Source organism: Hymenobacter segetis, assembly GCF_038448715.1.
Taxonomy (GTDB): Bacteria; Bacteroidota; Bacteroidia; order Cytophagales; family Hymenobacteraceae; genus Hymenobacter; species Hymenobacter segetis.
The window spans coordinates 58,248-79,608 of the sequence record NZ_JBCEVZ010000009.1; the positions used below are offsets into that span (position 1 = coordinate 58,248).

General features: G+C 63.6%; 15 protein-coding genes. 8 read left to right on the forward strand and 7 right to left on the reverse strand.

Features of this window, described 5'->3' with window-relative positions:
* The first annotated feature begins 36 nt into the window (after positions 1-36).
* Together AAFH49_RS05850 and AAFH49_RS05855 are read left to right on the forward strand one after the other, a co-directional pair.
* Positions 37-1,155: a DJ-1/PfpI family protein gene (locus tag AAFH49_RS05850; protein ID WP_342296568.1), complete on the forward strand. Its 1,119-nt coding sequence runs from the start codon at positions 37-39 to the stop codon at positions 1,153-1,155.
* 57 nt (positions 1,156-1,212) lie between these two features.
* Entirely contained in the window at positions 1,213-1,902 is a 690-nt protein-coding gene (locus tag AAFH49_RS05855) for a GNAT family N-acetyltransferase (protein WP_342296569.1), read from the forward strand.
* A gap of 12 nt (positions 1,903-1,914) precedes the next feature.
* Here the strand turns inward: AAFH49_RS05855 and AAFH49_RS05860 are convergent, their stop codons facing one another.
* Positions 1,915-3,144 (reverse strand): T9SS type A sorting domain-containing protein, encoded by a 1,230-nt coding sequence (locus AAFH49_RS05860; RefSeq protein WP_342296570.1) that lies wholly within the window; start codon positions 3,142-3,144, stop codon positions 1,915-1,917.
* A gap of 405 nt (positions 3,145-3,549) precedes the next feature.
* Between AAFH49_RS05860 and AAFH49_RS05865 the strand changes: the two genes are divergently transcribed.
* Positions 3,550-5,406 (forward strand): FG-GAP-like repeat-containing protein, encoded by a 1,857-nt coding sequence (locus tag AAFH49_RS05865; RefSeq protein ID WP_342296571.1) that lies wholly within the window; start codon positions 3,550-3,552, stop codon positions 5,404-5,406.
* Positions 5,407-5,558: 152 nt separating this feature from the next.
* On the opposite strand, the gene serA is transcribed toward AAFH49_RS05865, so the two are convergent.
* Complete coding sequence (serA, locus tag AAFH49_RS05870) at positions 5,559-7,460, reverse strand: phosphoglycerate dehydrogenase (protein WP_342296572.1); 1,902 nt, start codon at positions 7,458-7,460, stop codon at positions 5,559-5,561.
* A gap of 57 nt (positions 7,461-7,517) precedes the next feature.
* Here serA and AAFH49_RS05875 point away from each other — a divergent pair, with 57 nt between their 5' ends.
* From AAFH49_RS05875 to AAFH49_RS05885, 3 genes are all read left to right on the forward strand, one after another.
* On the forward strand, positions 7,518-8,159 hold the full coding sequence (locus tag AAFH49_RS05875; RefSeq protein ID WP_342296573.1) for a hypothetical protein: 642 nt from the start codon (positions 7,518-7,520) through the stop codon (positions 8,157-8,159).
* Positions 8,160-8,169: 10 nt separating this feature from the next.
* A complete protein-coding gene (locus tag AAFH49_RS05880; protein ID WP_342296574.1) occupies positions 8,170-8,526 on the forward strand; it encodes a hypothetical protein in 357 nt (118 codons plus the stop codon).
* A gap of 188 nt (positions 8,527-8,714) precedes the next feature.
* Positions 8,715-10,709 (forward strand): M1 family metallopeptidase, encoded by a 1,995-nt coding sequence (locus tag AAFH49_RS05885; protein ID WP_342296575.1) that lies wholly within the window; start codon positions 8,715-8,717, stop codon positions 10,707-10,709.
* Between the two features lie 89 nt (positions 10,710-10,798).
* Here AAFH49_RS05885 and AAFH49_RS05890 read toward each other — a convergent pair whose 3' ends face one another.
* From AAFH49_RS05890 to AAFH49_RS05900, 3 genes are all read right to left on the reverse strand, one after another.
* On the reverse strand, positions 10,799-11,233 hold the full coding sequence (locus AAFH49_RS05890) for a DUF983 domain-containing protein (RefSeq protein ID WP_342296576.1): 435 nt from the start codon (positions 11,231-11,233) through the stop codon (positions 10,799-10,801).
* Between the two features lie 165 nt (positions 11,234-11,398).
* Entirely contained in the window at positions 11,399-12,259 is an 861-nt protein-coding gene (locus AAFH49_RS05895; RefSeq protein WP_342296577.1) for a helix-turn-helix domain-containing protein, read from the reverse strand.
* Between the two features lie 42 nt (positions 12,260-12,301).
* Positions 12,302-13,018: a DUF421 domain-containing protein gene (locus AAFH49_RS05900; RefSeq protein ID WP_342296578.1), complete on the reverse strand. Its 717-nt coding sequence runs from the start codon at positions 13,016-13,018 to the stop codon at positions 12,302-12,304.
* Between the two features lie 232 nt (positions 13,019-13,250).
* On the opposite strand from AAFH49_RS05900, the gene AAFH49_RS05905 reads away from it, so the two are divergent.
* Together AAFH49_RS05905 and AAFH49_RS05910 are read left to right on the forward strand one after the other, a co-directional pair.
* The gene (locus tag AAFH49_RS05905; RefSeq protein WP_342296579.1) at positions 13,251-14,273 is read left to right on the forward strand and encodes a transglutaminase-like domain-containing protein; all 1,023 of its coding nucleotides are present in this window, start codon (positions 13,251-13,253) and stop codon (positions 14,271-14,273) included.
* A 342-nt stretch (positions 14,274-14,615) separates the two neighbouring features.
* Positions 14,616-18,863 (forward strand): T9SS type A sorting domain-containing protein, encoded by a 4,248-nt coding sequence (locus AAFH49_RS05910; RefSeq protein WP_342296580.1) that lies wholly within the window; start codon positions 14,616-14,618, stop codon positions 18,861-18,863.
* Between the two features lie 123 nt (positions 18,864-18,986).
* Here the strand turns inward: AAFH49_RS05910 and AAFH49_RS05915 are convergent, their stop codons facing one another.
* Both AAFH49_RS05915 and AAFH49_RS05920 read right to left on the reverse strand, forming a co-directional pair.
* Positions 18,987-19,949, reverse strand: coding sequence for an aldo/keto reductase (locus tag AAFH49_RS05915; RefSeq protein WP_342296581.1), 963 nt, complete (start codon positions 19,947-19,949; stop codon positions 18,987-18,989).
* A gap of 57 nt (positions 19,950-20,006) precedes the next feature.
* The gene (locus AAFH49_RS05920) at positions 20,007-21,353 is read right to left on the reverse strand and encodes an alpha-amylase family glycosyl hydrolase (protein WP_342296582.1); all 1,347 of its coding nucleotides are present in this window, start codon (positions 21,351-21,353) and stop codon (positions 20,007-20,009) included.
* Positions 21,354-21,361 lie beyond the last annotated feature (8 nt).

Below are 21,361 nucleotides of genomic sequence, written 5' to 3' on the forward strand. Positions count from 1 at the left end.
TGCCTGGGCTTAGCTGCCACGGCCATTCCCATGCCCATGCTTTTTCGTCTCCTGCTGGCCGGCACCGTTGCCGCAACGGCTCTATTCAGTACCCTGAACACGCCGCCCACCGGGCCAGCTACGGCACCGCAAACCGAGCAAATTGCGCCCTATCACGCCCGTTTCGGCCGACTCCGGCCGGTGGTGGCCGTAGTTGGCGAGAACAGTGGTACTGAGCTGACCGATTTCGTGATTCCCTACGGTGTGCTGGCTCAGTCCGGGGCCGTCGAAATGGTGGCCGTGGCCACCCAGCCCGGCCTGCTCACCATGCGCCCGGCCCTGAAGCTGCAGCCGGAAGCCACTATCCAGCAGTTTGATACGTTCTTTCCTGATGGCGCAGATTATGTAGTGGTGCCCGCCGTGGTGAAAAGTGCCGACCCCACGCTACTGGCCTGGATTACGGCGCAGGCCGGCAAGGGCAGCACCATTGTCAGCATCTGCGATGGGGTGCTGGTGGTGGCCAATACCGGCCTGCTAACCGGCCACCGCGCCACCGGCCATTGGGCCACCGAAAGCCTGCGCAAAGAGAAATACCCGGCCACCACCTGGCTGCCCAACACTCGCTACGTGGCCGATGGCAAATTCATTTCCAGCGCCGGCATCAGCGCCGCCATGCCCGTTTCGCTGGCGCTGGTGGAAGCCATTGCTGGTACCGAGCAGGCCGCCGCCCTGGCCCGGCGTTTGGGCCTGGCCGACTGGAGCCCGCGCCACAACAGCGAGGTGTTTCACCCGCATTTTGGCGTTAATCTTCGGGCGTTGGTCGCGGTGAATTTTACCAATGGCTGGTTCCACGCCCGGCAAACCATCGGCGTGCCGGTGGCACCCGGCGTCGACGAAATAGCCCTGGCGCTGGCCATGGATGCCTATTCGCGTACCGGGCGCAGCCGGGCCTATGCCCTGGCCGCAACCAGTGCGCCGCTGCCCACGCGGCACGGCCTGCGGCTGGTGCCCGACCGGCTGCTGAGCGACTCGAAGGCGCTGAGCCGGATGCTGCCGGCTTTAGGCCCCGAGCCATCGGCGCAGATGCTGGACCAGGCACTGGCCGGAATTTCAGCCCTGTACGGCCGAACAACCGCCTACGGCGTGGCGCTGGACTTCGAATACCCCGGCTTTTAGGACCGCGCCAAGGGCGAAAAGCGTACTTTCGGGCCCGCGCTAAAACGCCGAACCGCCATGCCCCACCTACTCGATAACCCCGTCTGGAACGCGTTGATTTCGGGCAATAAGCCCCTGGATGCCGGCTCGGCGCAGGTGAAATACTTTGCCGACGACGTGTCGCCCTTTGCTGGGTTCGAGACTTTTACGCCACAAGCCTTTGACCTGCTGCACGCCCGCGTGCCCGCCGAGCGCCTGCTGGGCGTGGTGAGCCCGGTGGCGCTGGCCATTCCGGCCCGTTGGGAAGTGGTGCAGCACATGGCCGTATTGCAAATGGTGCAGGAACGGCCGCCGGCCGTCGGCGCATTGGAAGGCCCGCCCGCTATTCCGTTGGGGCCGGCGCACGTGCCCGCCATGCTGGCCCTCACCCGGCAAACCAACCCTGGTCCGTTTTTCCCCAACACCATTGCGTTTGGGCATTACGAAGGCATTTTTGAAGGCAATGAGCTCGTGGCCATGGCCGGGCAGCGCATGAATCCGACGCCCTACGCCGAAATCAGCGCCGTGTGTACGCACCCCGACCACTTGGGCCGGGGCTACGCTGGCCAGCTCATTCAGCGCCAGGCCCGGCGCATTATTGCGGCAGCGGGCATCCCGTTCCTGCACGTCAAATCCACTAATACGCGGGCAATCAGCCTCTATGAGCACCTGGGATTTGTGGCCCGCAAGGAAATGAGCTTCTACATCATCCGGAAAAACCCGGCGTGAGGCTAAACAGCATCAATGTGTCACCACAATTTTTTGGGTGCCGCCAACGTCCGCGCCCTGCACTTTAAGGTAGTAAACGCCGGCCGCCACCCCAGTTAAATCGAGCTCCGCCGGCACCGACGGATGCAGGACTACCGCAGCCGTAACGGGTTGGCCCAGCGTGTTGAAAAGCGTGGCGCGCAAGTCATTCGCAACGCCACCCTCGGGCGCTATCGTCAGCGTGCTGCTGGCCGGGTTGGGGTAGGCGCTCACTTGCAGGCCGGCGGCCAGGAAAGTAGCCGTGACCACATAAGTCGTCACCGGCTCATTCACCACGGCGTGGCCCGATTGCGGGCCGATGGCCCCGGCCGGAATCACCCCATAATAGGTAGGGCCGGGCGTGTAAGGATACGCGCCTTCGTACCGGCTGTTGATGGTGACGAAGTAGGCGTAGGTGCCGGCCGGGTACTCCGGCGTCACGCAGAAGCGGCCGTTGTGGCTGTCCAGGTCGCCGCGGCCGGCCACGTATTCAAAGTCCTCTACATAGTAGCCCAGCGGCTTGGCCGCATTGATGGCGGGGCCGGCCGAGGGGGCCGTGGTGCCGTCGGGCAGCGTGGTGCGGGCCGTAATGTTGCGGGCGCGGTACGAAGTCTTCATGCTTTTGATGGGGCCGGTGCCGTTGGCATTGGCGTAGCCGTAGGCTCCGTAGATGGGGTAGCCATCGAGGGCGAAGCCGATGAGCGGGGCGTGGCGGGTGCTGTCGTGGTCGTTGTAGAGGCAGCGCGGGTTGAGGTGGTGGTGATACTCGCCGTTGGGGGCGGGGTGGCCCAGGCAGGAGTCGAAGCCCGGGCCTTCTACTACGATGGCGTTCTGGTTCCACACGCCCGCGCCGTTGTAGCTCATGGCATCCTTGGCGTTGAAGAGGCTCACGCCGTTGCTCCAGATGCCGGTGTGGCCTAGGGGCGTGGCCGTGGGTGTGCCGGTGTTGGGCGCGGGCGTGCGGGTTATTTTGAACACGAAGTTCTGGTTGGTGGGCACGTTGGGATTGTTGCCCCAGCCGCCGATGGCGTAGCTCGGGATGCCCGTGCAGGTGATGTACACGTTGGCGGCCGAGTACTGCACGCGCTGCACGTTGCTCGGGATGTTGTTGTAGCCGGTGGCCCCGGTGGTGTTCACCAGCCAGCTACTCACGATGGGGGTGACCTGGGCGCGGCTCAGGGTGGGAATCAGCAGCAGGAAGGCCAGAAAGTAGCGATAGGGCATAGGGGAGGGGTTAAAAAGTGAAAGCGTGAAAAAACGCGCTTCACGCCGCGCTGCCGCAAAGCGGCCGGAAGGTAAGCCGGGGCACAGGTTTTCCCACGTTGGCAGTTCCGCAATTAAGGTATGCATGCCGACCAACTGCCGCTTTCACTCGATGACTTGTCGATAGTGCCCGGTAAAACTGAATTAGCTCGGTAAAAACCCGCTCAAAGTAATAATTAGCGGCTTTTTGGTCGGCCAAGGGTCCGGTTTTCACTCACGGGGAATTACCACCCCATTCACCGAGGAACGGCCGGGTTTAGACGAAGGAAAAAATACCGCCTGATGCCCTTGGCCAACTTTGTATCATCAAAACGGCCACAAATAAGCTGGCCCTTCCCCAAGACACTCCGCTTCATCATCAGCATTATGTTTACGCTTGCTACTCCCGCCGCTCGTCTGTTTTGCCTGGCCACGCTGGGCCTGTTGCTGCCCGCCGCCGCCATGGCGCAGGCTCCCACCATCAGCAGCATGACGCCGACCACGGCGGCTCCCGGCGCTACGGTCACCATCACTGGTACTAACCTCACGGGCTTCACTTCGGTGCTGCTGAACGGTCAGGCCGTTCGCGCTACCGCCGGTGCTTTGCCCGCTACCACGGCTACCTTCATTGTGCCGGCCGCTGCGGGCACGGGCCGGGTGCGGCTGACCACGGCCGCCGGCACCGCAGTAAGCGCGGCCCGTTTGGGCGTGACCCGGGTTTCCTCCAACAGCAACTACGGCCAGCTGAACACCAACGCTACCAGCGCCACCGCTGCCGGCAACTTCTCGACTCCCGTAGCCGCCGACCTAGACAAGGATGGCCTGCTGGAACTGCTGGTGGGCCAGGGCGACGGCACCATGATTGACTACGAGCAGACGGCCACCAACAGCGCTTTCAGCACCACGGGCACGGTTATTACCTTGTTCTCGAACGGTGCTACCATCGATGTGGGCCTCTACGCCAAGCCGACGGTGAGCGACCTCGACGGCGACGGCCTGCAGGAAATCATTGTGGGCGAAGAAACCGGCAAAGTGATGATTTATGAGCAGAATGCCAGCACGGGCACCAACGCTTTTAAAATGGGTGCCGGCACCACCTTGTTCGCCAACCCCTACGGTGTTACCGCCTCAGGCACCCCCAACCAGGGCTCCTACGCCCGTCCTTCGGTGGGCGACATCGACAACGACGGCCTGATTGATATCATCGTGGGCAGCAACAACGGCTACCTGAACCGCTACGAGCAGCTTGCCCGCACCAACAACACGACGGCTGGCTTCAGCGCTGCCACCACCATCAAGCTGGCCGATGGCGTGACCATCCTCGATGCCGGCGACGTGAGCAAGCCCCTCATCACCGACTACGACGGCGACGGCAAGCTCGATATGCTGGTGGGCAACATAGTTGGCAACGTGCAGCTCTATACCCAGACTTCGGTTAACGCCCTTACCTTTAGCTTCGTGCAGAACCTGAGCACGGCTGGTACCGCCGCCACGGTTATCAATATGGGTAACTCGGGCACTAACCCCAGCAATAGCGGCGGCTACGCGGCCCCGGCCGTGACCGACTACGACGGCGACGGCCTGCTCGACCTCTTCGTGGGCAACGGCAACGGCACCGTGTACCGCTACGAGCAAAATACTTCGGCCACTGCGCCTTCCATCACGGCTCCGCTGCCGGTAGTGCTCAGCGCCTTCGGCGGCCAGGCCACCAGCGCCGGCAACCGCCTGAGCTGGACCACCGCCCAGGAATTGAACAGCGCCAGCTTCGTGGTTGAAGCCTCGGCCGATGGCACCGCCTTCACTGCTGTAGCTGAGCTGGCCGCCGCCGGCAACAGCACCATAGCCCATAATTACGAGTACCTCGATGCTTCGGCCGCTGCCCAGGCTGCCAGCCGCCGCTACTACCGCTTGCGCCAGGTGGACCTGGACGGCACCACCAACTACTCGCCGGTAGTAGCCCTGAGCCGCACTGCTGCTGCCGCTGCTACTGCCCCCGCCACCGCCGATGCCTACCCCAATCCTTTCACCAACCAACTGTCGGTAGCCCTGCCCGGCACCATCGAGCCCCAGGCCACAACCGTGACGCTGCTCTCGCTGGCAGGCCGCCCGGTGTTCGCTGCCAAGCTGGCCCTGAGCGCCGCCCCCCAGGCCCTGGCCGGTCTGCCCGAACTGCCCGCCGGTGTCTACGTCCTGCGCCTCACCACGGCCGGCGGCAGCATCACCCGCAAGGTGACCCGCCAATAAGCCTCGGCCTTAGCTGAAACGAAGACGGCCCCGGCCTCCGCAAGGAGAGCCGGGGCCGTCTTCGTTTCAAGCTGTCATTCCGACGCAGGAGGAATCTGGGGAAAACTGTTCAAATGGTTTGTCTCAGATTCCTCCTGCGTCGGAATGACATTTTAGTACAGCACCCGGAACTTGATGGTGTGCTCCACCTCGCGCAGCGCCTGAATCACGTCGTGGTCGTACTCGCGGTTGATGTCCGTAATCACGTAGCCGATGTGCTCGTTGGTTTTCAGGTACTGGCCCAGGATGTTGACGTGGTGCTCGGCCAGCACGTTGTTGATTTTGGCCAGCACGCCGGGCACGTTGGCGTGGATGTGGATGAGGCGGTGGGCCTGCTGCGTGGGCAGCTGAATGTTGGGGAAATTGACCGACTGCTGGGTGTTGCCGGTGTTGATGTACTGCATGATGCGCTCCGGCACAAACTCGGCAATGTTGCGCTGGGCCTCGGCCGTGCTGCCGCCGATGTGCGGCGTGAGCAGCACGTTGGTCAGGCCGCGCAGCTCGCTTTCGAAGCTCTCGTGGTTGGTTTTGGGCTCGTAGGGGAATACATCCACGGCCGCGCCGCCGAGGTGGCCGCTGCGCAGGGCTGCTGCCAGGGCCGGCACGTCCACGACGTGGCCGCGGGCGTTGTTGAGGAACAGCGCGCCTTTTCTCATCAGGGCAAATTCCTTCTCGCCGATGTAGTTGGTGTTTTCCACGCGGCCGTCGATGTGCAGCGTCACCACATCGGATTGGGCCAATAGTTCTTCCAGCGTGCGGCACTTCACGGCGTTGCCGAGTTGCAGCTTTTCGGCCACGTCGAAGTACACCACTTTCATGCCCACTGCCTCGGCTACTACCGATAATTGCGAGCCAATATTGCCGTAGCCCACGATGCCGAGGGTTTTGCCGCGAATCTCGAACGAGCCGTTGGCCGACTTATCCCACTCGCCCCGGTGCATTTTGGGGTTCTTCTCGGGAATGCGGCGGGCCAGCACGATGATTTCGCCCAGCGCCAATTCCACCACCGAACGGGTGTTACTGAACGGGGCGTTGAACACGGCCACGCCCTTTTTCATGGCCGCCGTGAGGTCAATCTGGTTGGTGCCGATGCAGAACGCGCCGATGCCGATGAGGCGGTTGGCCGCCTCCAGCACACGCTGGGTCACCTGCGTTTTGGAGCGGATGCCGAGCAGGCTCACGCCCTCGATGCGGGCAATGAGCTCATCCTCGTCGAGGCCGCCCTTAACTTCTTCTACCTGATAGCCTTCCTGACGGAAAAGCTCAGCGGCGCGGGCATCCGGATTCTCCAGCAGGAGGACCTTGATGCGGTTTTTGGGGTATGATAAAGTCATGGGAAGTCTTAGTTGGTACAAAAACTCGTCGAAGGTGGGCAGCACTTCGTCGGCGTGGGCCACCACGGTAGGGCGGCTAACGTTCTCGGTGTAAGCGTAGAAGCGGTGGGCCAGCCCGGCCTCGCGGATTTGATAGTCGGTATACCCATCGCCGAGTACATACACCGGCCCGTCCAAATCGAGCAGCACGAGCTGGCGGATTTTGCCGCCGTCGCGGCTCAGCACGTTACCGGGGTCGCAGCCGGTGATGTTGCCGGCTTCATCAAACGTGAAAGTATTAGCCAGCACGTGGCTGGCCGGAATGCCGAACTCGGCTACCACCGGCTCGATGAACTCGCGGAAGCCGCTGCTCACCACGTAAATGCGGTCGGCGAACTGGTGGAAGAAAGCCCCATTGCGCCGGATGCTCTCGCTCACCTTGGTTTTGAGGCGGGCAATGAGGGGCGCGAGGTGGCGCTCATTGGCCCCCAACAGCGCCAGCCGCCGGGCCAGCGACTCCTGGAAGCCGATTTCGCCGGCCATGCCTTGGTCGGTGAGGGCCCGGATTTGGGCCACTACGTTGGCTTGGTCGGGGTGGCCTTGTAGGGCAATATCGGCTAGCTCATCCAGCCCTTCAACTTGGGTGAAGGTGCTATCGAAATCGAACACGAGGTAGGGCAGGGGCGCGGTGGCGTTGGGCATGAGCGCAAAGATGCGCCCGGCAGTACCTTGGCGCGGCATTCCTTTCCCAAGTATTTTATGAAGCCGCTGCTACTCCTGCTGCTCTCGCTGCTCCTGAAACTGCCTGCCACCGGGCCGCCGGCGGTGCGCGTCGCGTTCAGCCCGTTGACGAAGGTGGCGTATCTGGCGGCGGCGAAAGGGGCTATTGTGACCAAGCCGGTAGTTGCTTTCCCCGTGAAGAAAACGCGGGGCCGCATCGTAATTCCAACGGCCAAAGGGCCAACGGTTTTTAAGGATAACGATGCTGACGAGGAGAATCCTGATTGGGAAAAATTTACTTATCAAGGATATTTACCGAAGTTCGAATGCCACTTGATTTTGCATAATCATTACGAATGGTCCCAGTATATCTTAGTTGATAAAAGTGGGAGGAAGACAGAAATTTCCGGAATGGTGGTCTATTCGCCCGACCTCAGGAGTTTTGTGGCCATATCAGGGGGCGTTGAGAGTGCGATGTATCCCAATTCCATTCAGCTTTTTCGCTTTGAAAGCCACCATTGGCGCGAGGTGTGGAAAATAGAGCCATCAGTTGACCCGGCAACCTGGGAGCCGGACGAAATCCACTGGCTTTCCAACTCAACCCTGCTGCTGAAAAAGAAAATGTGGACCGGCAAAAACCCCGGCACCATCTTCACCTACGCCAAGCTGACAATTCGGTAGCTCATTCATTATGCCCCAACGCCTGCTATTCGTGTACAATGCCGACGGTGGCCGCCTGGCCGGGCTCAAGGATATGTTCCACAAAATTCTCTCGCCCGGCACCTACCCGTGCTCGCTGTGCGCGGTCACGTACGGGGCCACTTCGATGCAGCCGGAGTGGCGCGGGTTTATCAAGACGCTGCCCGTGCCGGTGGAATTTCTGCACCGTGATGAGTTTATCCGGGACTATCCGCAGTGGGCGCGGCACCCGCTGCCGGCCGCTTTCGGCGTGGGCGCGGATGGTGGGCTCATGCCCTTCATCGAAGCGCCGGAGATGGACGCGGCCGATTTGAACGGGCTGATGCAACTGGTGCGGCAGCGGCTGTAGGGGCAGCTGGAAGGGGCTGTAATCCATAAGAACGTCATGCTGAGCTTGTCGAAGCACCTCTACCGCGCAACTAATCCCAATCGACAGGGACAGTATTGCGGTAGAGATGCTTCGACAAGCTCAGCATGACGTTCTTTTGTGTTCTTGATTTCCTGATTTCTCCTCGCTTTACTTCCTTCATCATTCGCATGAAACTCCCTTTCCTGCCCGGCGCGCTGCTGGGCGCGGCCCTGCTCACGGCCGGTCCGGCCCTGGCCCAGGCTCCCAATACCGGCCCGGCTTACGACTCGCGCACGCTGTTCAACCCCTCGTTTATTGAGCAGCTGAGCACGCCCACGCGCACGGCCGGCGGCCAGCCCGGCGCGCAGTACTGGCAGAACGCGGCCGACTATCACATCGATGCCCGCCTCGACGAGAAAGCGGCCCGCGTGAGCGCCACCGTCGACATCACCTACACCAACAACTCGCCCGACCGCCTGCCCTTCGTGTGGCTGCAGGTCGACCAGAACCTGTACCGCGAAGACTCGCGCGGAGCGGCCATCACGCCCATCGGCGGCGGGCGCTTCGGCAACAACTCGCGTGGCTTCCGGGGCGGCGACTCGCTGCAAACCGTGACCATTGAGCTGCACGGCAAGAAGCTGAAGGCCGACTACCGCGTGACCGATACGCGCATGCAAATCATCTTGCCCGAAGCCCTGAAGCCCAACGGCGACAAGCTCGTCATCCACATCGGCTACGGATTCAGCATTCCCGAATACGGTTCTGACCGCCTCGGCCGCCTCAAAACCAAGAACGGCGAAATCTTCGAAGTGGCGCAGTGGTACCCGCGCATGGCCGTGTACGACGACGTGGAGGGCTGGAACACGCTGCCCTACCTCACGGCCGAGTTTTACCTCGAATACGGCAACTTCGACTACACTGTGAACGTGCCCGCCAACTACCTCGTGGGCGGCTCGGGCGAACTGGTGAATCCCGCCGAAGTGCTGACCAGCGCCCAGCAAAGCCGCCTGGCCAAAGCCGCCGGCTCGGACCAGACCGTGATGGTGCGCTCGGCGGATGAGGTGACCCAAGCGGGCTCGCGGCCCGGCGGCAAAAATGGCCGTCTGACCTGGCACTTCAAGTGCCAGCGGGCGCGGGATGTGGCCTGGGCCGCGTCGTCAGCCTTTGTGTGGGATGCGGCCAAGATGAACCTGCCCAGCGGGCGTAAGTCGCTGGCGCAGTCGCTGTACCCGGTGGAGGCGGCCCAGGATACGGCCTGGAACCGCTCGACAGAGTACGTGAAAAAGAGCATCGAATTCAACTCGAAGCAGTGGTACGAATTCACTTACCCGGTGGCGACGAACGTGGCCGGCGTGGTGGGCGGCATGGAGTATCCGGGCATCGTGTTCTGCGGCGTGAAGGCCCGCAAAGCCAGCCTGTACAGCGTGACGGACCACGAGTTCGGTCACAACTGGTTTCCGATGATTGTGGGCTCGAACGAGCGCAAATACCCGTGGATGGACGAGGGCTTTAACACCTTCATCAACATGCTGTCGAGTGCTGATTTCAACAAAGGCGAATACGCTAAGCAGCTGAGCGACACCGCCCGGTTGGTGGCCGGCAACATCCGCTACATCATGGACCCGGCCACCGTGCCGCCCTACACCGTGCCCGACGTGACGCCCTCCAACTACCTCGGCTACGCCGCTTACAGCAAGATGGGCTACGGCCTGTTTCTGCTGCGCGCCGAGATTCTGGGACCGGAGCGGTTCGACTACGCGTTCCGCACCTACATCAAGCGCTGGGCATTCAAGCACCCGCAGCCCAAGGATTTTTTCCGCACCATGAACGAGGCCAGCGGCGAGGATTTGACCTGGTTCTGGCGCGAGTGGGTGTATAACAACTGGACCCTCGACCAGGCCGTGACCACCGTGGCCTACGTGAACCAGGACCCCGCCCAGGGTGCCCTCATCACCGTGGAAAACAAAGGCCAGGCCGCCATGCCCGTCATCGCCGACGTGACCGAAACCAGCGGCAAAACCACCCGCGTGCGCCTGCCCGTGGAAGTATGGCAGCGCAGCGGCACCTGGACGTTCCGCTACAATTCCACCACCCCGCTCACCCTCGTGCGCCTCAACCCGACCAAGCTGCTGCCCGATGCCAACCCCGGCAACAACGTGTGGCGCGCGCAGGTGCTGAAATAATTCTGCTGAGCATCATTGCTTAAGAAACACAAAGCCCCGGCTGCTTCCTGAGCAGTCGGGGCTTTCTTGTGGGGCAATATCGTCGATTATTAATCTTCCGAAGCACCGATGCGCCGGTGGCGTTTCCAATCCGGATTATACTGCGCGCCACCAAACAGATACAACATCAGCGCCCGCGAGTAGCGCAGAATGAGCGGCGTAAGGAGCACTGTAGCCCCGGTGATGATGGCCACGTACACCCACGTGTCGGGGTTGCCCAGCAGGTAATAAGTCAGCAAACCCAGCACCAGAAATGTGGCCACGTTGAAGCCGAAGGTGATGTACATCGAGCCGAAGTAGAAACCCGGCTCGGGCTCGAACGTCTGGCCGCACACGGGGCACTGCTCGGGCATTTGGGCGAATTTGGTGATGTTGAGCGCGGAGTGCGTGAACAGCTTGCCCTGGTGGCAGCGCGGGCAGCGCAGCGTGGCCAGCGCCAGCGCGGTGGAATCAACGAATTCGGGGGTATTAACAGGTTCGGCCATAACCGGGGCGGGGGAGGGAAGCATGAGGGAGCAGAAGCTATACGGGGAAACACGGCCCGCGCCCATGCGCAAGTGGCCGGCGCGGCACCTGCCGCTTTGATACTCCAAAATTACCGGGCACTTCACCCGCCTTCGCAGCCCGTTTGCGGGGGCTTATAGGACAAATCAACGCTGCTGCCGGAAGGCCTCCGGCGTGGTGCCGGTGTACTTGCGGAAGTAGCGCACGAAGTACGACGCATCCTCAAACCCCAGCTCATAGGCCACCTGCGCCACGCCCAGCGCCGAATGGCTCAGCAGCCGCTGCGCCTCGGTGATAATGCGCTCGTGGATGAGGTCGCTGGCCGTTTTATTGAGCACGCGGCGGCACAGGGCGTTGAGGTGGTTGGCCGTGACATGTAGCAGCGCGGCGTAGTCGCGCACGCTGCGCCGGGTGCGGTAGTGCTGGTTGAGCAGCGCCCCGAACTGCCGGATTTGCTGCTGGGCCAGGCCGGCCTCGGCCGTAGCCGGAGCCGCGTAGTGGCGGGCGGCCAGCTCCAGGCACAGGTGCAGGTAGGAACGAAAAACCTCGGCCTGATTGGCTTGAGGGGATGAAAACTCGGCAAACAGGCGTTCGATGAGCGGGCGAATCTCCATTTCGGCGGGCGTCAGGTACAGCACCGGCGGGTGCGTGCTATCGAAAAACGGGAAATCGTAGAGCCCGCTGCCAGGGTAGCGAAATAGGTAGAAATCGGCGCTGAAAAACACCACAAAGCCGCGCGTCTCGGGCGTTAAATGCCAATGATGCACCTGCCCCGGAGCCAGAAAAAACAAGCTGCCCGGCCGCAGCTCATACGTCACCAAATCGACGGTGTGCGTACCCGCGCCCTCGGTGATATAGAGCAGCAGGTAGAAGTCGTGGGCGTGCGGCGCGTTGACGTGCGGAAACCGCACGACGTGCTGTTCGAGGCGGTCGCAGTAGTACGGTGTGTGGGCCAGCGGCCCGGGAAACGAGGCCAGGGCGAGAACCGGCGGGGCGGTGGGCTTCATGCAGCCAAAGGTAGAATGGGGAAGACGCTAGGCCCGACAGAATCATGCCTCCCTTTTTGCCGCGCACACCGGCACCCAGCCTTTGCCCTCACACACCGGGCAGCTGGCCGCCTCCCCCCGCGCCAGCTCCTGCACATGGCCACACTTGCAGCAGGCGTGCGGGCCAGCGGCTTCCACGCGGTGCTGCGATTTGGCTAATAATTCGGGCCAGATGGGCAGGCCGGGCGCGGCCTCCGCTGGTGCGTAGAAGTAGGCGCTGAGGTTGCCGGTGGCCTCCATGTAGGCGCGGCGCACCTGCCCAAGGTGCTCCACCTGCTGCTGCCGTAGCTCGCCGAATAATTCCTTCTGCGTCAGGTTCAGGTTGTCGAGGTTTTTCATGTTGATGCGGCCTTCCTCCACCAGCAGCACGGGCGTGCCTTCGAGCCAGTCACTGAAGCGCGGAAACCACTCGGTGAGGCGATTGAACAGCCAGTACATGGCACTGACCACGGCAAACACGATGACGACGGGCAGCAGCGGCGTGTCGTGGTAAAACATGGTATCACCGGCTGCCGAGCCTAATGCCAGAATGATGCTGAGCTCGAAAATGGACAGCTGCCGCACGCCTCGCCGGCCCGTCACGCGCAGGGTGGCCAGCAGTAGCAGGTAGGTTACCACGCACCGGAACACGACTTCGAGCAGGAAAGTGGGCGGCGCGTCGGCCGTCCAAAGCAGGCGCTGCCAGTCGAAGGGCGTGATGGGTTCGGCGAGGAAAAGCATGAAAATGAAGCAGGGGTGAAGCCGATGCTGGTACGCACGCCCCGGCCCACGGTTGGCCGCGCCGTACCTTTGGGACACTGCTGGGGTCTGGTTGGCCCTGACTGGCGGGCGCTTTCGCAAGCACCGCGTCGGCGGGCATCGCGCGTGGCGGTGGCCGTTGAGTTCGAATTGATTTTCAATTCCAATCCAGCTTTGCCGACGCCCGCCAGCAGCGACTTGTTGCCTCGTTGCCGTGAACGTTTCGTTGTTGATTTCCCCCGCCATTTGGGTGGGGCTGCTGGGTGCGGCCGCGCACCTGCCGGGCTTGGGTGCCCTGGGCCAAACGGCCACCACGCCCCGGAGCCGCACCTTTTTGCTCACCAGCACGGCCACCGTGCCCGTGCCGCCGGCCGGCACCAAAACCCTCGATTTGTGGCTGCCGCTGCCGCATCCCGACGCTAACCAAGAGGTGCACGAGTTGAAAATTGAGTCGCCCGTGCCGTATAAAATTGAGAAGGGTGCTTTCGGCAACCAGATGCTGCACCTGCGCCCCGCCACCGTGCCCACCGCGCCGCTGGTGGTGAAGCTCACGGCCCAAATCACGCGCCGCGAACACCTCAACCTGCGCGCCAACACGCCCACCGCCAAGCCCGCCAAAGAAAAAACCGACCCCGACCTGGCCCGCTGGCTGGCCCCCGACCGCCTCGTGCCCCTCGACCCGCACATCCACGAGCAGGCCGAAGAAGTGGTGGCCAAAACCAACGCCAAAACCCCGCTCGAAAAAGCCCGCGCCATCTACGAGCACGTGGTGAGCACCGTGAAATACGACAAAACCGGCCAGGGCTGGGGCCGCGGCGACATCTACTACGCCTGCGATGCCCGGCGCGGCAACTGCACCGATTTCCACGCCATCGTCATCGGCTACTGCCGCAGCCTAGGCATTCCGGCGCGCTTCAGTATAGGGCTGCCGCTGCCGGCCGAGCGCGGCCACGGCGAAATAAAAGGTTACCACTGCTGGGCCGAGTTCTTCACCCCCGAAACCGGCTGGGTGCCCGTCGATGCCTCCGAAGCCGCCAAAAACCCCGACAAGCGTGCCTACTTCTTCGGTGCCCACGACGAAAACCGCGTCGAGTTCACCCGGGGCCGCGACGTAGAGCTGGCCCCCAAACAAGCCGGCCCGCCGCTCAACTACTTCGTGTACCCCTACGCCGAGGCCGATGGCCAGCCGCTGGAAGTAGCCCGGAAGTACGAATATTCGGACGTGACGGCGCAGTAGTCCTAACAGGATAACAAGGAAACAAACACGTCCTGCTGAGCAACTACGCTCGGCAGGACGTTCTTTTTTAGCTTGTTGTCGTCATTGAGAATAACGTCGCCCGCCGATGGTTAGGGAGTGTTAGCGGGCGGGAGTAGGGGAGGAATGTGGACGGAGCAAGATGAAGTCGGGATGAGCAAAGAATGAAGGAAAAAGGAAGATTAACAAGGCCTTAAACCTTGGCTGGACCCCTGCATCCAACGCGCAACCTACGGATCGGGGACTTATCACGCTACGCTCATGTGAGGGTGCTAACTAGCCGGCCGTTGGGGTATCGCCTTCTTTATTTTTTTCCTGCTTATCATGAAACACCGGTTACTCTTTGGCTTTCTGCTCGCGCTGATAAGCCTGGCCTGGGGCCGCACGGGCGCGGCGGCCACCATCACTACCTCGGTCCTGAACGGCCCGAACTTCTGCCAAAACTCCACGGTGCGGGTGAGCTACGCGGTGAGCGGCAGCATCGACCCCAGCAACGTGTTCACGGCCCAGCTCTCGGACGAAACGGGCTCTTTTGCCGCGCCGGTGGCCATTGGCTCGCTCACGGGCACGGCGGGCGGCACCATCACGGCGGCGCTGCCGGCGGGCGTGGTCACGGGCTCGGGCTACCGCGTGCGGGTGGTGGCTTCCAGCCCCGCTACCATCGGTACCGATAACGGTCAGGATTTGACCATTACCAACATCGGGACCGTGACGGCGGGCAGCAACTCGCCGCTTTGCGCCGGGGGCAACCTGCTGCTCACGGCCAGCACGGTGCCGGGGGCCAGCTATTCCTGGACCGGCCCCAACGGCTTTACCTCGTTGCTGCAAAACCCCACCATCGCCAACGTGGGCGTGAACCGCTCGGGCACCTACACCGTGACGGCCAACTCGAACGGCTGCTCGGCCACGTCGGCGGTGGTGGTGACGGTGAACGCGCTGCCCACGGCCAGCGTGAACCCGGTGGCCACGGCCATCTGCGCCGGCCAGTCCATCACGCTGAACGCCAGCGGCGGTACCAGCTACTCCTGGAGCCCCGCCACCGGCCTGAGCAGCAGCACCGTGGCCAGCCCTACGGCCTCGCCCACGGCCTCTACTATTTATACGGTGACGGTGACGAACGCCGCCGGCTGCTCCAGCACGGCCCAGGCCACGGTGACGGTGCGGGCTACGCCGGTGCTCACGGTGTCGCCCAACACCACGATTTGCGCCGGCAGTTCCACCACGCTTTCGGCCAGCGGCGCGCAGAACTACACCTGGAGCCCCAGCACGGGGCTGAACAACCCGCGCTCGGCCACGCCCATCGCCTCGCCCACCGCCACCACCACCTACACCATCACCGGCGACAACGGCAACTGCTCGGCCACATCCACCGTGACCGTGACCGTGGAGCCCCTGCCCACGCCCAACGCCGGCCCCGACCGCGTGCTGTGCTCCGGCCAGTCGGCCCAGCTAGGCAGCGCCCCCGCGACGGGCCTCACGTACAGCTGGTCGCCGAGCACGGGCCTGAGCAGCACGTCCAGCGCCCAGCCCACCATCACCCTCACCAATACCGGCACGGCCCCGCGCACTACCACCTACACGCTCACGGCCGTATCGGCCACGGGCTGCGTGGGCAGCAGCACCGTGCGCGTGACCGTGAACCCCGCCGTGACCGCGAATGCCGGCGCGGCTCAGACGTTCTGCTCGGGCGGCTCGGCCCAGTTGGGCACGGCGGCCGCCACGGGCTACACTTATAGCTGGAGCCCTGCTACCGGCTTAAGCAACACCACCGTGGCCCAGCCCACCGTGACGTTGACTAATACCACCGGCGCACCCATTACCACCACCTACACGCTCACGGCTTCCAGCAACGGCTGCTCCAGCACCAGCACCGTGGCCGTGACGGTGAACCCGGCTACCTCGGCCGCCTTTGCCTATAATGCAGCCTCGTACTGCCAGAGCAGCGCCAACCCCACGCCCACCATTACCGGCACGGCCGGTGGCGGCTTTACTTCGGCAAGTGGTCTGATTATTAACGCCGTGACGGGACAAATCAATCTGGCTGCCAGCACGGCCGGCACCTACACCGTCACCTACAGCGTGGGCGGCCCCTGCCCCAGCACCAGCACCCAGCAGGTGACCGTGGCCACGCCCGGCGCGGCCGGTTTCAGCTACGCCAATGCGGCCTACTGCGCCAGCGGGGCCAACCCTACGGCCACCCTTACGGCCGGCGCGGCCGCCGGCACGTTCACGGCCTCGCCCACGGGCCTGAGCCTGAATGCCAGCACCGGGGCCATCAACCTGGCCGCCAGCCAGCCCGGTACTTACACTGTCACCAATACCGTATCGGCCAATGGGGCCTGCCAGGCCGCCTCGGCCACCACGCAGGTGAGTGTCAGCGCCGTGCCGGCGGCGGCTTTGGCCGTTAGCGGCCCCACCACCATCTGCCAGGGCAGCACCGTGACGCTGACGGCCAACGGCGGCAGCACCGGGGCTACCTATCAGTTTTTGCTGAACGGCCAGCCGATAAATGGGGCTACGGCCGCCACCTACGCAGCCGCCCAGAGCGGCACATACAGCGTGGTCGTAACCAACCCCGGCAACTGCACCGCTACTTCGGCCGGCACTGCCATCACCGTAAACCCTGTGGCCACGCCCACCGTGGCCTACGGCGCTACCAGCTACTGCCAGAACGCCGGCACCAACCCCGGCCCCACGGTTTCGGTGGCGGGCGGCACCTTTAGCGCGCCGGCGGGCCTGAGCCTGAATGCCGGCACCGGCGTTATCAACCTGGCCACCAGCCAGCCCGGGACCTACACCGTGAGCTACTCGGCGGGCAGCCCCTGTCCGGGCACCGGCACGGCCAGCATCACTATTAATGCGGCTCCGAGCGCGGCGTTTGCCTACGCTTCGTCTACGCTGTGCGCTAGCGGGGGCACGGCCACGCCTACCATCACGGGCACGGCCGGCGGCACCTTTACCTCGGCGGCGGGCCTGAGTTTGAATGCCAGCACCGGGGCCATCAACCTGGCGGCCAGCACGGCGGGCACCTACACCGTAACGTACACGGTGAGTGGAAACTGTACGGCGGCGGCTTCGGCCAGCGTCACCATCACTACGGCTCCGGTAGCGGCTTTCAGCTATCCGGTAACCAGCTACTGCGCGGCGGCCCAGGGCAACGTGGCCCCGGTATTCGGCAGCGGGGCCAGTGCCGGCACGTTCACTTCAACTCCCGGCCTGAGCCTCGACCCGGCCACCGGCGTGGTGAACCTGGCGGCCAGTCAGGCCGGCAGCTACACCGTGACCAATACCATTGCGGCTTCGGGCTCGTGCGCGGCTACTGCGGCTACGGCTCCCATCAGCATCAGCCCGGCTCCGGTGGCCGCCATTTCGGCTGGCGGCGCTACTGCCATTTGCCAGGGTAGTGCGGTGCTGCTCACGGCCACTGGCGGCGGGGCGGGGGCTACCTATCAGTTTCTACTCAATGGCCAGGCTATTGCCGGGGCTACCACCGCTACGTATTCGGCCAGCGCGGCCGGCAGCTACGCGGTGGTGGTCACCAGCGGCAGCGGGTGCTCGGCCACCTCGGCGGCCACGGCCGTGACGGTGACACCGGCCACTTCGGCCACGTTCAGCTACGCCGCTACCGGCTACTGCCTGAGCAGCCCCACCTCTACGCCGAGCATTACCGGCACCACGGGCGGCACGTTTGCCTCAACTACGGGCCTGAGTCTGAACCCGACCACGGGGGCCATCAGCCCCGCCACCAGCACGCCCGGCACCTATACCGTCATGTACAGCGTGGGCGGCAGCTGCCCCAGCAGCAGCACGGCCACCATCACCATCTCGGCCCCGGCCTCGGCGGCCTTCAGCTACGGCAGCTCGTCGTTGTGCGCCACCGGCTCTGCCACCGCCGCGCTGGCCACCGGAGCCAGCGCCGGCACGTTCTCCTCAACCACCGGCCTGAGCCTCAATGCCAGCACGGGGACCATCAACCTGGCCGGCAGCACCCCCGGCACCTATACCGTGACCAACACGGTGAGCAATGCCGGGGCCTGCGGCGGGGCCACATCCACGGCTACGGTAACCATCAATGCCCTGCCCACGCGCCCCACGGTGACTGCCCAGTACAATGGCCCCACCACCACGCTCACCAGCAGCGCCCCCACCGGCAACCAGTGGTACCTGAACGGCGTGGCCATTGCCGGGGCCACCGGCCCTACTTATGTGGTGAACTCGGCCGCCCAGCTGGGTTCCTACACCGTGACGACGACCTCGGCCCAGGGCTGCGCCTCGCTGCCGTCGGCCCCGCTTGTGGTGACGGCCACGGCGAAGCAACTGGCCGCTGCCGCGCTGCAAGTGTACCCCAACCCCACGCCCGACGGCAAGCTGCTGGTGCAGCTGACCAGCGTCCACCAGGCGGTGCAGCTCAGCGTGCTCAATGCGCTGGGGCAGGTGGTCTATCGGGCCGCGCTGCCGGCTTCGGCCACTGCCGCGCAGCCCCTCGACCTGAGCGCCTTGCCCACCGGCGTGTACCTGCTGCGCGCTACCTCGGCCGACGGCACGGCTACCCGCCGTATCGTGCGGGAGTAGGCGAGCGTATTACATAATAAAAAAGGCCCGTCAGCTGCTGCTGACGGGCCTTTTTGTGTCTGATTCCAAAATGTCATGCTTCGCGGTGCTCTGCATTATATTCAGCAGGTGCCTGGCATTGCGCTACGCCGCCTTCACTGCCTTCGCCTGCTCCAGCGTCTCCAAATCCTCGGCCGTCAGGCGCAGCTCGGTGGCTTCGAGCAGTTCCGTGACCTGGCCCACGCTGGTGGCGCTGGCAATGGGCGCGGTCACGGCCGGGGCCTGCATCAGCCAAGCCAGCGCTACCTGGGCGGGCGTGGCCTGCTGGCGGTCGGCCACGGCATCGAGGGAAGTGAGCAGGGCGAGGCCTTTTTTATTCAGGTATTTCTGGCCGACGCCGGCTCCGCGCGGGCTCTTTTGCAGGTCGGCCTGGTCGCGGTATTTGCCGGTGAGGAAGCCGGCGGCGAGGCCGTAGTACGGAATCGCGCTAATGTTTTCTTTCAGCAGGAGCGGGGCCAGGTTCTGCTCAAAATCCTCGCGGTCGTACAGATTGTAGAGGTTTTGCAGCGTCTCGTAGCGCGGGAAGCCGTGTTTGGCGCTGGCATCCAACGACTCCTGCAAGCGGGCCGCCGTGAAGTTGGAAGCCCCAATGGCGCGCACCTTGCCCTCTTTCACCAACTGGGCGTAGGCTTCGAGGGTTTCCTCCACGGGCGTGGTCGGGTCGTCTTTGTGCGACTGGTACAGGTCGATGTAATCGGTTTGCAGGCGCTTGAGGGAGCCTTCGACGGCCCGCAGGATGTAGTCCTTTTTCAGGCCCTTGTTGTCTGCGTTCACCTCCCAGCCCACCTTGGTGGCAATGACCACATCATCGCGCCGGCCGCGTTGTTTCAGCCACTTGCCAATGATGGTTTCGGATTCGCCGCCCACATGGCCGGGCACCCAGACGGAATAGCCGTCGGCGGTATCAATGGCGTTGCCGCCGTTGGCCACGAAGGCATCGAGCACGGCGAAGGACGTGGCTTCGTCGATGGTCCAGCCGAAGACGTTGCCGCCCAGCATCAGGGGCGAAATCTGGAGGCCGGAGCGGCCGAGTTCACGGGTTTGCATAGGTGTAAGTTTGAATCAGAGAAAAGAGCCTAGCTAACCGAAAAACGACCCTAAAGGTTAGCCGGCGGCGGGCTCCACGGCTACCAATACCCGCCAGCCGTAGGCCGGTACCGGCAATTCCTCGCCGGCAAAAAGCGTCAGGGTTTCTTCGCTGAACAGGTCGCGCCACTGGCCCGGCACGGCGGGAATCAGCTGCGCTTCGGCGGCGATATTCACCGCGCACAGCACGGCGGCCGTGCCTTTGGTCCTGCAAAAGCTGTAGACGGTGGGCGGCGCGGGCAGGCGCAGGAGGTGGCTAGCCCGGTCGCCGTTGCGCAGCGCCGGGTGCGTTTTTTTGAGTTGGAACAGGCGGGTGTAGAAATCCTGCAGCGGGAAATTACTCCACTCAATCGTATCGCGGTCGAAGAATTCGAGCCGGCGGTTCAGGCCTGCTTCCTGGCCCGAATACAGCATCGGCATGCCCGGCAGCAGGGCCGTGAGCACGGCGAAGGGCAGCGCCAGCGGGCCGAGGCGCTCGTACTCGGTACCATCCCAGCTGTTCACGTCGTGGTTGCTGGTGAAGTGCATCAGGTACACGCTGGGTGGGTATTTCTCGCGCTCGGCGGCCAGGTAAGTGTCGATTTCGGCCAGCGCGGCGTGGCCCTCGGCAATGCGGTCGAGCAGGTAGTGCAGGCGCAGACCGAAAGCCATGTTGAAAGCCTTTTCGAGCAGCCGCGTGTCGGAGTCGAATTCCTCCCAAGTCAGCCCGCCCGAGGGGTATAGCTCGTCCCACTCAGCCAGCATAAACACCGGCTTAATGGCATCGACCACGGGCCGGGCTTCGTCCCAGAAATCGGTGGGCACCAGGCCGGCCACGTCGCATCGGTAGCCATCGATGTCGGTTTCCCGAATCCACCAGGCCAGGGCTTCGGTCATGTAGCGGCGCATGTCGCGGTTGCCGTAGTCGAGGGCCACCACGTCGGTCCAGTCGGCCACGGGCGGCACCAGCTGGCCGGCGGCGTCGTGCTGGTACCAGTCGGGATGTTCGGTGATGAGGGCGTTGTCGCGGCTGGTGTGGTTGGCCACCCAGTCGAGTATCACCTTTATTTCCAGATTATGAGCTGTCTGTACCAAGTGTCGTAGGTCCTCAATCGTCCCAAATTCGGGGTTCACGCCAAAATAGTCGCGCACGGCGTAAGGGGAGCCTAGCGTGCCCTTGCGCCCCACCTCGCCAATGGGATGCACCGGCATCAGCCACACAATGCCGATGCCCATTTTTTGCAGGCGTGGCAAATGCGCCTCAAAAGCCCGAAAAGTACCTTCAGGCGTGAAATTGCGAACGTTTACTTCGTAGATGGTGGCGTGGGCCGCCCATTCGGGATGGGCCACGGTGAAGCGGTTGGCGTGCGGGTGGTCGGCGGGCATGGAGCGGG

Excerpts from the sequence above, each read along its gene's own strand:
- AAFH49_RS05910 (WP_342296580.1), top strand. The coding sequence starts at position 14,616 with ATGAAACACCGGTTACTCTTTGGCTTTCTGCTCGCGCTGATAAGCCTG.
- AAFH49_RS05880 (WP_342296574.1), top strand. The coding sequence starts at position 8,170 with ATGCCCCAACGCCTGCTATTCGTGTACAATGCCGACGGTGGCCGCCTG.
- serA (WP_342296572.1), bottom strand. The coding sequence starts at position 7,460 with ATGCCCAACGCCACCGCGCCCCTGCCCTACCTCGTGTTCGATTTCGAT.
- AAFH49_RS05865 (WP_342296571.1), top strand. The coding sequence starts at position 3,550 with ATGTTTACGCTTGCTACTCCCGCCGCTCGTCTGTTTTGCCTGGCCACG.
- AAFH49_RS05890 (WP_342296576.1), bottom strand. The coding sequence starts at position 11,233 with ATGGCCGAACCTGTTAATACCCCCGAATTCGTTGATTCCACCGCGCTG.
- AAFH49_RS05895 (WP_342296577.1), bottom strand. The coding sequence starts at position 12,259 with ATGAAGCCCACCGCCCCGCCGGTTCTCGCCCTGGCCTCGTTTCCCGGG.
- AAFH49_RS05920 (WP_342296582.1), bottom strand. The coding sequence starts at position 21,353 with ATGCCCGCCGACCACCCGCACGCCAACCGCTTCACCGTGGCCCATCCC.
- AAFH49_RS05915 (WP_342296581.1), bottom strand. The coding sequence starts at position 19,949 with ATGCAAACCCGTGAACTCGGCCGCTCCGGCCTCCAGATTTCGCCCCTG.
- AAFH49_RS05860 (WP_342296570.1), bottom strand. The coding sequence starts at position 3,144 with ATGCCCTATCGCTACTTTCTGGCCTTCCTGCTGCTGATTCCCACCCTG.
- AAFH49_RS05885 (WP_342296575.1), top strand. The coding sequence starts at position 8,715 with ATGAAACTCCCTTTCCTGCCCGGCGCGCTGCTGGGCGCGGCCCTGCTC.
- AAFH49_RS05875 (WP_342296573.1), top strand. The coding sequence starts at position 7,518 with ATGAAGCCGCTGCTACTCCTGCTGCTCTCGCTGCTCCTGAAACTGCCT.
- AAFH49_RS05855 (WP_342296569.1), top strand. The coding sequence starts at position 1,213 with ATGCCCCACCTACTCGATAACCCCGTCTGGAACGCGTTGATTTCGGGC.
- AAFH49_RS05850 (WP_342296568.1), top strand. The coding sequence starts at position 37 with ATGCTTTTTCGTCTCCTGCTGGCCGGCACCGTTGCCGCAACGGCTCTA.
- AAFH49_RS05900 (WP_342296578.1), bottom strand. The coding sequence starts at position 13,018 with ATGCTTTTCCTCGCCGAACCCATCACGCCCTTCGACTGGCAGCGCCTG.